Genomic DNA, 12,691 nt, shown 5'->3' with positions numbered 1-12,691 from the left:
ACGCGAAACAAGACCAAGATGCTGATTATCCGCTCCATGCTCTTCAACATCGCCTTCTATCTGGCGACAGCACTCATGCTGATCCTTTCCATCGCCACCTATCCGTTGCCCCGTCGCTATCTCGTCCGGCTCGCCGGCGTCTGGGCTCATGTCTGCGCCCGGCTGTTCACCGTGATCGTCGGCGGAAGCTACGAAGTCCGTGGGTTGGACCTACTGCCGAAGGGACAGAGCATCATTCTTGCTGCCAAGCATATGAGCGCGTTTGAAACCTTTGCCCTCGTGCCACTGGTAGACGACCCGCTGTTCATCCTGAAGCGCGAGCTGCTGCGCTATCCGCTGTTTGGCTGGGCTCTTCTGAAGACCGACATGATTCCCATTGACCGCAGTGCCGGGCTCAAGGCCCTGCGCGACATGCTCAAGGAAGCCCGCAAGAAGATGACCAACAACAATCGCCAGCTGATCATCTTTCCCGAAGGCACCCGCCGACGGCCCGACACGGAACCGGCCTACAAATTCGGTATCAGCCACATCTACCACGCCCTCAAGGTGCCCTGCTATCCGGTGGCGCTCAACACCGGCCTGTTCTGGCCCAAGGGCAGCGTGATTCGCCGCTCCGGCAAGATCATCATCGAGATTCTGCCGCCAATTGAGCCCGGAATGGAAATGAGAGCGTTTTTCGAACAACTTAGTGAAACGATCGAATCCAATTCAAATCGGCTGATTTCCGAAGCACGCGCTGCCAGCGACACGCTCCCTCCCCCGGCAGATATCAAGATCTAGATTCTAAATATTGTATTTTCCAAGAATCGCACTACATAATGTGGTTAAGGAACAAGTTGCATTTCAAATGAAAATGTTCTAGTTTTGTTCCTATCAAGACTCGACAATTGGGGATTGGCAATGCCACTGGGCGCCTTTGGAAAATTTGCTGACGACAGTCTGCGCAACCGTTTCTGCTACTGGCAGAGCGAGAGCGGCGCGCGCTATATTTTCAGCCAGATTGCCCCGGATGACATCTCCAGCTTCGAACAATGCATCCTGCTTCTGGCAACGGAAGCCAATGGCGACACGCCGACCCAGTTGAAATGGATCGGCGAGATTTCTGATCTGTCTCCCAACGCCTTCAAGGATATCGCCCCTGCCGAGATCGAGAATCTGACGGTCTATGTGCATCTGCTGGCTGGCAGTAAGCGGGAGCGGCAACAGGTCATTACCGACCTGTCGCGGGATGCAGGCAAGGAAACCTGTCTTCTGAGAGCCTGAGCCTTGCTCACCATATCATGCCCGCCCCCGAAGCGTCAGACGACAGCGGGTGAAGGCGCGGCCGACCATCAGCCCTGCCGCAATTGATCCGCCAGATCGAACAATGCCCTGTCTTCGATGTGAATGTCGCGCAGGTGATCCACCGTGTTGAGCACATAGTCGATATTGGGCCCGGCCTGACCATGGCCTTGCGAGACAATGCGCACCTGTTCCTCAATGGAAAGCATGCCCGCATATTGCCGATGCGTCGTGTCGGCAACATAGGTGATAGCCTCAACCGTCCGCGACTGGCCACCGGCCATCACCGAGGCGATGACAACCGGCACGAATTCCTCCAGATAAACCGAGGTGACCTGCTCGCGCTCGCGCAGATAGGCGATCACGTTATCGCGCTGTTCTGCAGCGACCCGGAACACCATGCCCTGACAGTGCCCGCCTTCGCTCAGCCCCATCACCAGCCCGGGCCTCTCCGGCGTACCCCTGTGGACATGGGAATAGACACACAGGGCGCGATGATAGCCATCAAGGGTTCCGATATAGGATTCCTCGAAGTCGAACCCCGGGCGCCACATCAGTGACCCATATCCAAAGACCCACAGATCCCGCATCCGGTTTGCCTCCATCCTATTGTCCAAAACGCATAAAAGGCGCATCAGTGGTTTCAAACGCCATGATTGCGCCATAAGATGACGCAACAAGGGAAAGGGAATATCAATCCCGGTCGTGATTTGCAACAGAACGAGCGCCAAATGCCAGCAATGTCATCTCAGAGAACGGACAGGCCAAAGACGAAAAGCGGCTCCAGACGGTTGCTCTTGGGGCTAGTACTCATCTGTGCCCTGCTGTTCGCAGGCTGGTCTGCCTTCTGGTATTTCAGCTATACCACCACGCAACAGCTGGTCGATCGCATCGTCGCCCGCGAGGTCAATGGCCAACGCGTGATGACCTGTGGCGACCGGGCACTGGGCGGCTATCCGGTCCGGCTCGCCCTTGACTGCTCGTCCTATGCCATCAGGGACCCGGACTCCGGCTGGCAGATCAGCGGTGGCCCCGTGCAGGTCTACTGGCAACTCAACGCGCCGGATCGGGCATCGGTGGAAACCAGCGCACCATTGCATATCGAGCAGGCCATGCTCGGACAGAGCATCGAAGTAACCGGCAGTCGCATCCTCGGATCGGTGATGCTCACCCCGCCCGACATTGTCAGGGCCGTTTCCTTCAGCGCAGAAGATGCCACACTCAGTGCCAGCAACACCGCATTCGGCCCATCCTTCGGCGCCATCCGGGCCGACGCCCTGTCTGTGGATGCCAGCCCAAATCCTGAAGCTGGCGGCGATCTGGACATGACCTTGAAGGCCAGTGAGCTATCGATCGACCAGATTCCCATCCTCAATGGCGAAATGACATTCACCGCCGTTGACGGGCTCAACGCCCTGATGCGTGATCGCCGCAACCCGACCGGGCTGTGGCTGCAGCAGTCGGGCAGGATCAGGGACATCGACGGCTGGATGAAGATCGGCCAGAAGACCCTCAGGCTGAGAGGCGACATCGCCTTCAGTCAGGCTGGCCTTGCCAACGGCACCCTCATGCTGCGCATTCTCAACCCCACCATCGATACCGCCCGCATCAAGAGCGAGCTGACGGCCAAACGTGATGGCTTCAACGGCCCGCTGACCGGTCTCCAGCTCATGGGCAAACCGGTGAAAGACGGAGATATGGTCGGCTCAGAAGTCAAGATCACCCTGACCAATGGTGCGATAAAGGCAGGATTCCTGCCTCTGGGAACCCTGCCTCCAATTCGTTAGATAGCGATTTTGAAAGTCCGCCCGCAACGGGCCAGCCTCAGCCAGCTCACCCGGCCGTATGTTCGTGATCGTCGCTGTTGAGTGCCGGCGCATGGGTTTCGCCATCCTTGAGATGACGACCGAAGTCCGATGCGGCAATTTCCTGACCGGCATCAATGATGCTGCGGCGGATCGAGCGAGTGCGTGAGAACAGATCGAACAACGCGTCCCCGTCCCCCCAGCGAATGGCCCGCTGCAATGCCGTCAGATCTTCAGTGAAGCGCCCCAGCATTTCCAGCGCCGCTTCCTTGTTGTGCAGGAAAACGTCCCGCCACATGGTCGGGTCAGACGCCGCAATACGGGTAAAGTCACGGAAACCACCGGCGGAATATTTGATGACCTCGGAATTGGTCACCATTTCCAGATCCGATGCGGTACCGACGATATTATAGGCGATCAGATGCGGCAGATGCGAGGTGATGGCCAGCACATTGTCATGATGATGGGCATCCATCAGCTCCACGTTTGAGCCAACCGTCGTCCAGAAGGTCTTGACCTTTTCGATCGCCGCTGGGTCCGTTCCTTCCGGTGGGGTCAGAATGCACCAGCGGTTGATGAACAGCTCGGCAAAGCCGGCATCCGGGCCGGATTCTTCAGTACCGGCAATCGGATGACCGGGAACAAAATGCACGGTCTTGGGCAGATGTGGCTGCATCTGACGGATGATCGACATCTTGACAGAGCCAACGTCGGTGACGATGGCACCTTCCTTGAGATGCGGAGCGATTACCTTGGCCACGGTTTCGCAGACGCCAACCGGGGTGCAGACCACCACGAAATCGGCATCCTTGACGCTCTCAGCCATATCGCTGTGATAACTGTCTCCCAAGCCCAGCTCTTCCGCCCTCGCCAGGGTAGCGGCAGACCGCGTATGGACCGCGATATGCTCGACCAGACCCTTCTGTCGCGCTGCCAAAGAAATGGAAGACCCCAGAAGACCGATCCCGATCAGGGTCATGCGCTTGAAAAGAAACTCTGTCATCCAATTTACCCTTTGAGGAAGTCCGCTAGATGGCCGATCACGGCTTCACATGCTTCCGCCGTGCCGATGGTCATGCGCAAGGCATTCGGCAGGGCATAGGACCCGACCTGACGCAGAACGCAGCCCTTGGACAGCAGATAGGCATCGGCCTCAACGGCACTCTTGCCCGGAGTGTCGGGGAAGTGAATGAGAATGAAGTTGCCCACGCTCGGCGTGACCTTCAGCCCCAGCGCTTCCAGCGCGGCGGAGGTCTTGGGCAGCCATTCTTCATTATGCTTGACGGCCTTGCGGATGAAGTCCTGATCGCGCAGCGCAGCAACACCGGCGGCCTGGGCCGCCCCGGAAATATTGAACGGCGGACGGATGCGGTTCATCGCATCAATCACGGCCTGCGGTCCGTAGCACCAGCCAAGGCGCAGGGAGGCAAGGCCATAGACCTTAGAGAAGGTGCGCGTCATGACCACATTCTCGCTGGTCGACGCCAGCTCGACGCCAGCCTCGTAATCGCTGCGGGTGACGAATTCCGAATAGGCGGCATCCAGCACCAGCAGAACGTGCGGCGGCAGGCCTGCATGCAGGCGGCGCACTTCCGAAGACGGAATATAGGTGCCGGTCGGATTGTTCGGGTTGGCAAGAAAGACCATCTTGGTCTTGTCGGTCACCGCAGCCAGAATGGCGTCGACATCCGTCGTCATGTCCTGTTCCTTGGCGATGACAGGAACGCCACCGGCAGCCCGCATGGCAATCGGGTAGACAGCAAAACCATATTCGCTGTAGATCGCCTCGTCGCCCTTCTCAAGGAAGGTGTAGCACAATAGGCTGATCACCTCGTCCGACCCGGCACCACACAGGATGCGGTCCGGATGGAGACCATAGACCTCACCGATCACACCGCGCAGAACGACACTGCCACCATCCGGATAAAGCTCCAGATTGCCGGTCATCTGACGGAAAGCGTCCATCGCCTTCGAGCTGGCGCCGAAAGGGGATTCGTTGGACGACAATTTGTGGATGGGCGCTGCGCCATCGATCTCGGCCTTGCCGGGAACGTAAAGCGGGATATCGAGAAGCCCATCACGCGGTTGAGGCCGTTTAGGCTGTCCGGAAGAGGACATTTGACCACTCCTGAAAAATTAGTCTGGTTTTACACTGGGCCTGTCTTACAGCCAAGGCAGAACCCCATTCAAGCAAAAAGCTCCGGCAACTGCGGCAAAGGCCCAGATTCATGAAGAATCATGCGTTTTAACGGAGAATCTTGGCAAACAAGAAGAATTCGCCATTCCTCCGGGCAGGCTACTTGGCAGGTACCAGGGAAATGGGCGACCAGTAGCCCCCGACAATGCCGCGAATGACCATCGGGTTGTGCGGCAGACGGGTCAGCTTTTCGACTTCGACGTCGGCCACCGAGAAAGGAACCGCGATGAGGCATTCACAATGCCCCTCCTGCATGATCGTTGAGATCATCTGACCACCCATCGCGGCAACCGCCGCATCGACGCCCTCTTCATGCGGAGCGCAGATGGCGACAAGGCGCATGTCCGGAACCGTGGTGTCCATCAGCGGCATTGACAGCACGAACGCATCCAGATCGACCGGACGCCCCGGTTGCTTGATCACTGGCAGCCGCCCGATGACCTGCACCCCGTCCTCGGACAGATTGACCCACCAGGCACTCTTGGCTTCCGCATGGTTATGAATGAGCCCGAGCGCCGAACCATCCGCCTGTCGGACCTGCTCGATAACACCGGCGCTATCGCTGGCATCCTTGAATCCGACCGTGAAACCGAAATAGAAACGGGCCACATCGCGCAGCTCGACGCCCGGCTCGACGATCACGTCATAGGGGGCCTGCATATGGGTGAAGGTCGCAATGATCTCGCGCCAGAGATGCTCCACGGTGGTGATCGGCAGAATGCCACGATGGCGCCCGACCAGCCGCCGCATCATGTCCATTTCCCGTCCGGGCCGAAAGGCAGCCCCGGGCTTGTGCGTCCGTTTGACGGCGATAAGAGCCTGAACGATCTCGCTCCGCTCGATGAGATGCCGGTGGATGGACTCGTCGATGCGGTCAATGCGCTGCCGCAGTTCGTCCAGGGTCGGTTCGTCCTTCTCCTTGCTCTCAATCGGGGCTTTGGTCATGATCGTCCTGTCTTCATTTTTCTGTCGTTGCGAGGCGCACAAAAACGGCGGGCTGGTGCGAAACGTGAGGCGGTAAAAGCAGGCTGAATTCAGCGCTTTTGCCGCTCTTGATCGGATAAAATCCAATTGGCTGGCCAATGGGCTGGCCAATGGGCTGGATAGTATCCTTAAAAGGGAGGCACCACAAAAGCAAAGAAAAGATTTGACTTGTACCCCCATGCTCCCTAGCTACTTTGCACAAGACTAAAAAACCAGTCCGTCTTTGGAGAAAATGCCCCATGAACAGTCCGACCGACAGCAACAAACCGGATGCCGGTGCGAAAAGTCGGGAAGAGCGCGCAGCCGAGGAAGCGCTGACGCCTTCCAGTCGCAGTGTGACCTTCGGTCCGGACAAGCCGCTCAAGCTGGATGCTGGCGGCGAACTGACCCCCTTCACGCTCGCCTACGAGACCTATGGCAGCCTCAATGAAGAGCGCTCCAACGCCATTCTCGTCTTCCATGCGCTGACCGGCGACCAGTATGCCGCCTCCCCGTCCCCAGTGACGGGCAAGCCCGGCTGGTGGTCAACGATGATTGGTCCGGGCAAGCCGATCGATACCGACCGCTACTATGTCATCTGCTCGAATGTGCTGGGCGGCTGTTCCGGCTCCACTGGTCCGGCGTCCATCAACCCCGCCACCGGCAAATGCTATGGCCTTGATCTGCCCCTGATTACCGTGGCCGACATGGTCCGCGCCCAGACAATGCTGGTGGATTATCTGGGCATCGACACGCTGTTCAGTGTCATTGGCGGCTCCATGGGCGGCATGCAGGCCATGCAATGGGCAGCGGCCTATCCCGAGCGGGTCAAATCGGCCATCCTGATTGCCACCGCCTCGCACCATTCCTCCCAGAATATCGCCTTCTACGAAGTGGGCCGTCAGGCCGTGATGGCAGACCTGGACTGGCATGGCGGGCGCTATCACGATTTTGGCGTCACCCCGCGCAAGGGCCTCGCGGTTGCGCGGATGGCGGCCCATGTCACCTACATGTCCGAACAGTCGCTGCAGAGCAAATTCGGGCGCAATCTGCAAAACAGCGACCACAAGGCCTTTTCCTTCGATGCCGAGTTCGAGATCGAGAGCTATCTGCACCATCAGGGCATGACCTTCGTCGACCGGTTCGACGCCAACTCCTATCTCTATGTCACGCGGGCCATGGACTATTTCGATCTGGCCGCAGACTATGACGGACAGCTGGCCAAGGCCTTCATGGGGACGAAGACCCGCTTCTGCGTGGTCTCATTCACCTCCGACTGGCACTTCCCCACCACAGCCAGCCGCACCATCGTCCATGCCCTCAACGCAGCGGGCGCTTCAGTGAGCTTTGTCGAGATTGACAGCGACAAGGGCCATGATGCCTTCCTGCTTGAGGAACCGGAATTCTTCGATGCGATCAACGGCTTCCTGCATGCCGCCGACCGCAGCGCCGGACTGCCCGAGACACAGGATACCAAAAAGGACGAGCGCTCATGAGCAGATCAGAAAAGAAGCCGCTCATTGTCGGCGGCCGCGCCGACAACACCCGCATTGACTTCGAGCTGGTTGCCGATCTCATCGAGCCGGGCACCAAGATCCTCGACGTGGGCAGTGACGATGGCGCTCTGCTTGAGCTGCTGCGCGACAGCCGCCAAGTGGAAGGCCGCGGGATCGAGCTGTCCCAGAAGGGCGTCAACAAAGGCGTCGCGCGTGGGCTCTCGGTCATTCAGGGCGACGCCGACGAAGACCTGATCTATTACCCCGACGACAGCTTCGACTATGTGATCCTCAGCCAGACCATTCAGGCCACCCGCAACCCCAAGCTGGTGCTGGAGCACCTGTTGCGCATCGGCCGCAAGGCAATCGTCTCCTTCCCCAATTTCGGCCACTGGCGGGTCCGCACCGACCTCCTGCTGCACGGCACGATGCCGGTCAACGACTACCTGCCCTACACATGGTACGACACGCCGAACATCCATTTCTGCACGGTTCGGGATTTCGTCAATCTGTGCCGGGAGGTCGATGCCGACATCGAAAAGGCCCACGGGCTGCAGGGCAACGGCGAGCGCATTTCCTTCTCCGCCCCATGGTGGTTCTGGAACCTGTTCGCCGAACAGGCCATCTTTCTGTTGAGCCGCAAGCACTGAGGCAAGCCCAAGGAACTGCGCAAGACCATAGACGCAACGGAAAACCCTATCCCTTAGATATCGGGCCCTCAGGTATCGGCCTCAGGGGATGAAAAGGCATTGAGCGTGGGGAAATGCCCCCCTGCCGCTGGCAGGTTTGGCACCGGCAGAAAAACCGGCCGGAAGCTGGTCTTGGCCATATTGACCTCCTTGCTCACCAGCCCCTGCGCCAGAAGCTTTGTCGCCTCGACAATCAGCACACCGGAAAAGGCTGGCCAGCATTGGGCACCGATCCGTTCCCAGAGCTGAGCCGACCCCAGAAAGCGCTGACGCTTGAAGGGCGCGAAATAGAGCCCGTCATTCCACTGTGTTGGTGTGAACATGGTATCGCGCAACAGATGGGTCAACTGTCGCTTGGAGAAGGGACGCCCATAGGCGAACGGCGAATGCTCCATCCGGGCCCAGACCCCGCGGCGATTGGGCACCACGATCATCAGCCGGCCTCCGGGCGTCAACACCCGCCAGATCTCGCGCAGATGCTCGGCCGGATTGTCCACCAGCTCCAGCATATGCACCAGAACGATCCGGTCGATGCTGGCATCCGGCAGCGGCAGTTCATTGCTTTCCACCAGCGCCGTCAGTGACGCCCCGGTGGAGGGCCAGTAGACAGCCCCCTGACGAGAAGGCATGAAGGCCAATGTCCGCTCGGCGCTGGTGCGCATGCTGCGGATATAGGGTGGCGCATAGCCGACCCCGAGCACGCTCAGTCCCTTGACATTCGGCCAGAGCGCCCGGATCCGCTGGTTGACGTGATGCGCAGTGACGCGCCCCAACGGCTGGGCGTAGAAATTTCTCAGGTCTAGAACATCAAGAAACATGAAAAGCAGACACTCCCGCCAAGGGCGGGCTCCCATCGTTGGTCTCCGGTTTGCAGACCCTTGCGGCCCTAATGTGGCATCTTGCCCCGCCAATTCCAAGCGACAAAAGCCACAAACTGTTCGCAGTTCGGTTGAGACCGCAGCCCCGACCCCTATATAGAGATTAAATTCTGGGAATCATGCTTAAAACATGTAAATAATGCCAATGATATCAGCGAATGCGATCACCGGAGACTTCAGCAATGCCGCAGCAACCCCTTGAAACAAAACTCATTGCCTGCCGTTCCGACAATTACGCTGTACTGGCCCATGACAGCGAAGCCAATCTGACGTTTCTTGTGGACGTACCTGAAGCCAACGCCATCAGATCAGCTCTGAAGGAAACCGGCTGGACCCTCACGCATATCCTGATCACCCACCACCATTATGACCATGTGGAAGGCCTCTCGACCATCAAGGCCGAAACGGGCGCCAAAGTCTACGGCCCAGCAGAAAGCGTCGAAAAGATCGGCCATATCGACGAGGCCCTGTCCGATGGCGACAGCTTCAAGTTCGGCTCCCAGAAAGTCTTCGTGCTTGGCACGCCGGGCCACACGCTCGATCATATCTGCTACTGGCTGCCGAACGCTCAGCTGGCCTTTACCGGCGACACGCTGTTTGCCATGGGCTGCGGCCGGGTGTTCGAGGGCACGCTTAGAGACATGTGGTTCTCCGTCGACAAGCTGGCCAAGCTGCCACCCGAGACCACGGTCTTCTGCGGCCATGAATACACCGAGGCCAATGGCAATTTCTGCCTCACCATCGAGCCGGACAATGAAGTACTCAGGCAGCGGGTCGAGGAAATCGGGGAGTTGCGCGCCAAGGGCCTGCCGACCGTACCGACCAGCATTCTGGACGAACTGAGCACCAACTGCTTCCTGCGAGCCAACGACGAGGACGTCAAGGCCTCGCTGGGCATGTCTGGCGCCGAAGATTGGGAGGTTTTCGCCGAAATCCGCACCCGCAAGGACAATGCCTGACCTTGGAGTGACACGGTGCAGGCCCATCGCCCGCACGAGACTGGACTAGAAAGGCTCGCTGCCAAACAGCTTCTTGGCGGTCTCGTTGATCAGGGTGTGACGGCGATCGAATTTCTTGGCCAGAATGATGTTGGTCATCGTCCGCACCACCCCCTGGATTTCGCCAATCTCGTCCAGCAGGGCATCGAGGTCTTCCAGCTGCGGCATCTCGACGATCAGCGACAGATCGAACGCCCCATTGACTGTGAAGCAGGACGAGATCTCGGGATAGTCTTCCAGCTTCTTGACAATCGGCCCCTGCAGTTTCGGGTCGATCTCGACAAAGACGATGGCCCGGTTGAGCGCTTCCATCGGATCGCTGTTGAGCAACACCGTGAAGCCATCAATCACCCCTTCGCGCTTCAGCCGTTCGATCCGCTCATGCACAGTTGAGCGGGCGACATCGAGCTTGCGGCCAATCTCGGACGTGGAAAGACGCGCATCAGCCTGCAGCAGGCGAATGAGTTTTCTGTCCAGATCATCTAGCGCACGCCGCATCGCTCTCTCCTGCCAGTAGGCCCCTATCTTGAGGACCATGTCTTCAGGCCAATGTCCGGCCTTGTCGAAAGTCACTTGTGAACAGGCTGTCATCCAGCCATATATCATATGCTCACTTATTCATGATTTTCCCTCAGGGGCCACCGTTAAATTGACACATTCCCCAAAATTTCCAGCAACTTGCCCGACAAAACTGTCAATTTGCCACAACAGCCCTGATACCCCTCTGTTTCTATAGCATCTGGCTCATTATACTCATAGCCGACATACAAATTTTCATCAACAAAATCAACATTTTAAAGGTGGACAGTTTTCCTCCCACCGCTGAACCACCTGAACCCCTACCTCCCGGAGATCCCTAGATGAGCTCATCTCTTGCTGCAGAAGCAAAAACCCTGCTTGACGCCATGGGCGTCGATACCGCCAAACTCGCCGGTTCCATCACGGTCACCAGCCCGATTGACGGGTCGGTCATCGGCTCCGTTGCCGAGCAGACCGCCGAAGACATGAACAAGGCCGTTGACGCCGCCCATGCGGCTTTCCTCACATGGCGCACGGTTCCGGCTCCGGTCCGCGGCGAACTGGTGCGCCTGTTGGGTGTCGAGCTGCGCAAGCACAAGGAAGCCCTTGGCCGTCTGGTTTCCATCGAAGCTGGCAAGATCCTCTCCGAGGGCCTTGGCGAAGTGCAGGAAATGATCGACATCTGCGATTTCGCCGTTGGTCAGTCCCGTATGCTCTATGGCAAGACCATCGCGTCTGAACGCCCCGGCCACCGGATGATGGAAACCTGGCACCCGATGGGCGTCTGCGGCGTCATCTCCGCCTTCAACTTCCCGGTAGCCGTCTGGTCCTGGAACACATGTCTGGCCCTTGTCTGCGGCGACAGCGTGATCTGGAAACCATCCGAGAAAACCCCGCTGACGGCCCTTGCCTGCGAAGCGATCCTGAAGAGCGTCACCGACAGCTTCGAGGCCGCTCCGGCCAACCTCAGCCAGGTTATCATTGGCGGCCCGGCCACCGGTGAGGCGCTGGTCGACAATCCGCTCGTACCGATCATCTCGGCCACCGGCTCCACCCGCATGGGCAAGGCAGTGGGCCCGCGCGTTGCAGCCCGTTTCGGTCGCTCCATTCTGGAACTGGGCGGCAACAATGCCATGGTCGTGGCACCAAGCGCCGACCTTGACATGGCCGTTCGCGCCATCTGCTTCTCTGCTGTTGGCACCGCCGGTCAGCGCTGCACCTCGCTGCGCCGTCTCATCGTCCATGAGAGCATTGTCGACAAGCTGGTCCCGCAGTTGAAAAAGGCCTATGGCACCCTGCCAGTCGGCACCCCGCTGGAAGCTGGCACGCTGGTTGGTCCGTTGATTGATGAAGCCGCCTTCACGATGATGCAGGATGCCCTCTCCAAGGCCAAGGCACAGGGCGGCTCCGTCACCGGCGGCGAACGCGTAGCAGTCGACGGCTTTGATGGCGGCTTCTATGTCCGTCCGGCCATTGCCGAAATGCCGGGTCAGAGCGATGTGGTCAAGACCGAAACCTTTGCCCCGATCCTCTATGTCATGACCTACAAGACCTTCGAGGAAGCCATCAAGCTGCACAACGAAGTGCCGCAAGGCCTGTCTTCCTGCATCTTCACACTGAATATGCGCGAAGCCGAACTGTTCATGAGCGCAGCTGGATCCGATTGCGGCATCTGCAACGTCAACATCGGGCCGTCCGGCGCTGAAATCGGCGGCGCCTTCGGCGGCGAAAAGGAAACCGGCGGTGGCCGCGAATCCGGCTCCGACGCATGGAAAGGCTATATGCGTCGTGCAACCAACACCGTCAACTACTCCACGGCGCTGCCGCTGGCACAGGGTGTTTCCTTCGACGTCTGATCGTTGAAA

13 protein-coding genes are annotated in these 12,691 nt (G+C 58.8%); 7 read left to right on the top strand and 6 right to left on the bottom strand.

Going from position 1 to position 12,691, the window contains the following annotated elements:
- Window positions 1-18: 18 nt before the first annotated feature.
- Entirely contained in the window at window positions 19-780 is a 762-nt protein-coding gene (locus DSL70_RS03365) for a lysophospholipid acyltransferase family protein (RefSeq protein ID WP_119306444.1), read from the top strand.
- A 120-nt stretch (window positions 781-900) separates the two neighbouring features.
- The gene (locus DSL70_RS03360) at window positions 901-1,263 is read left to right on the top strand and encodes a hypothetical protein (RefSeq protein WP_119306443.1); all 363 of its coding nucleotides are present in this window, start codon (window positions 901-903) and stop codon (window positions 1,261-1,263) included.
- A gap of 68 nt (window positions 1,264-1,331) precedes the next feature.
- Here the strand turns inward: DSL70_RS03360 and DSL70_RS03355 are convergent, their stop codons facing one another.
- Entirely contained in the window at window positions 1,332-1,871 is a 540-nt protein-coding gene (locus DSL70_RS03355) for a gamma-glutamylcyclotransferase (RefSeq protein ID WP_119306442.1), read from the bottom strand.
- A gap of 207 nt (window positions 1,872-2,078) precedes the next feature.
- Here DSL70_RS03355 and DSL70_RS03350 point away from each other — a divergent pair, with 207 nt between their 5' ends.
- Window positions 2,079-3,068 carry a DUF2125 domain-containing protein gene (locus DSL70_RS03350; protein WP_162916308.1) on the top strand — a complete coding sequence of 330 codons (990 nt, stop codon included), beginning with the start codon at window positions 2,079-2,081 and terminating at the stop codon, window positions 3,066-3,068.
- A 46-nt stretch (window positions 3,069-3,114) separates the two neighbouring features.
- On the opposite strand, the gene DSL70_RS03345 is transcribed toward DSL70_RS03350, so the two are convergent.
- The 3 genes from DSL70_RS03345 to DSL70_RS03335 form a co-directional block, all read right to left on the bottom strand.
- Window positions 3,115-4,089 (bottom strand): prephenate/arogenate dehydrogenase family protein, encoded by a 975-nt coding sequence (locus DSL70_RS03345; RefSeq protein ID WP_119306440.1) that lies wholly within the window; start codon window positions 4,087-4,089, stop codon window positions 3,115-3,117.
- Between the two features lie 5 nt (window positions 4,090-4,094).
- The gene (hisC, locus tag DSL70_RS03340; RefSeq protein ID WP_119306439.1) at window positions 4,095-5,204 is read right to left on the bottom strand and encodes a histidinol-phosphate transaminase; all 1,110 of its coding nucleotides are present in this window, start codon (window positions 5,202-5,204) and stop codon (window positions 4,095-4,097) included.
- Between the two features lie 178 nt (window positions 5,205-5,382).
- A complete protein-coding gene (locus DSL70_RS03335; protein WP_162916307.1) occupies window positions 5,383-6,228 on the bottom strand; it encodes a chorismate mutase in 846 nt (281 codons plus the stop codon).
- 278 nt (window positions 6,229-6,506) lie between these two features.
- Here DSL70_RS03335 and metX point away from each other — a divergent pair, with 278 nt between their 5' ends.
- The gene (metX, locus tag DSL70_RS03330) at window positions 6,507-7,742 is read left to right on the top strand and encodes a homoserine O-acetyltransferase MetX (protein WP_119306437.1); all 1,236 of its coding nucleotides are present in this window, start codon (window positions 6,507-6,509) and stop codon (window positions 7,740-7,742) included.
- On the top strand, window positions 7,739-8,392 hold the full coding sequence (gene metW / locus DSL70_RS03325) for a methionine biosynthesis protein MetW (RefSeq protein WP_119306436.1): 654 nt from the start codon (window positions 7,739-7,741) through the stop codon (window positions 8,390-8,392). The genes metX and metW overlap by 4 nt, the downstream gene beginning before the upstream one ends.
- A gap of 68 nt (window positions 8,393-8,460) precedes the next feature.
- Here the strand turns inward: metW and DSL70_RS03320 are convergent, their stop codons facing one another.
- Window positions 8,461-9,249: a class I SAM-dependent methyltransferase gene (locus tag DSL70_RS03320; protein WP_119306609.1), complete on the bottom strand. Its 789-nt coding sequence runs from the start codon at window positions 9,247-9,249 to the stop codon at window positions 8,461-8,463.
- A 242-nt stretch (window positions 9,250-9,491) separates the two neighbouring features.
- On the opposite strand from DSL70_RS03320, the gene gloB reads away from it, so the two are divergent.
- Window positions 9,492-10,268 (top strand): hydroxyacylglutathione hydrolase, encoded by a 777-nt coding sequence (gene gloB / locus DSL70_RS03315; protein ID WP_119306435.1) that lies wholly within the window; start codon window positions 9,492-9,494, stop codon window positions 10,266-10,268.
- 45 nt (window positions 10,269-10,313) lie between these two features.
- Here gloB and DSL70_RS03310 read toward each other — a convergent pair whose 3' ends face one another.
- On the bottom strand, window positions 10,314-10,805 hold the full coding sequence (locus DSL70_RS03310) for an Lrp/AsnC family transcriptional regulator (protein WP_119306608.1): 492 nt from the start codon (window positions 10,803-10,805) through the stop codon (window positions 10,314-10,316).
- A 362-nt stretch (window positions 10,806-11,167) separates the two neighbouring features.
- Between DSL70_RS03310 and amaB the strand changes: the two genes are divergently transcribed.
- Window positions 11,168-12,682, top strand: coding sequence for an L-piperidine-6-carboxylate dehydrogenase (gene amaB, locus DSL70_RS03305; protein ID WP_119306434.1), 1,515 nt, complete (start codon window positions 11,168-11,170; stop codon window positions 12,680-12,682).
- Window positions 12,683-12,691 lie beyond the last annotated feature (9 nt).

It is taken from the genome of Cohaesibacter haloalkalitolerans (assembly GCF_003574655.1).
In the GTDB taxonomy this organism is placed as follows: domain Bacteria; phylum Pseudomonadota; class Alphaproteobacteria; order Rhizobiales; family Cohaesibacteraceae; genus Cohaesibacter; species Cohaesibacter haloalkalitolerans.
Note: the sequence above shows the minus strand (reverse complement) of the source record. Positions and strands in the feature narration are given on the sequence as shown.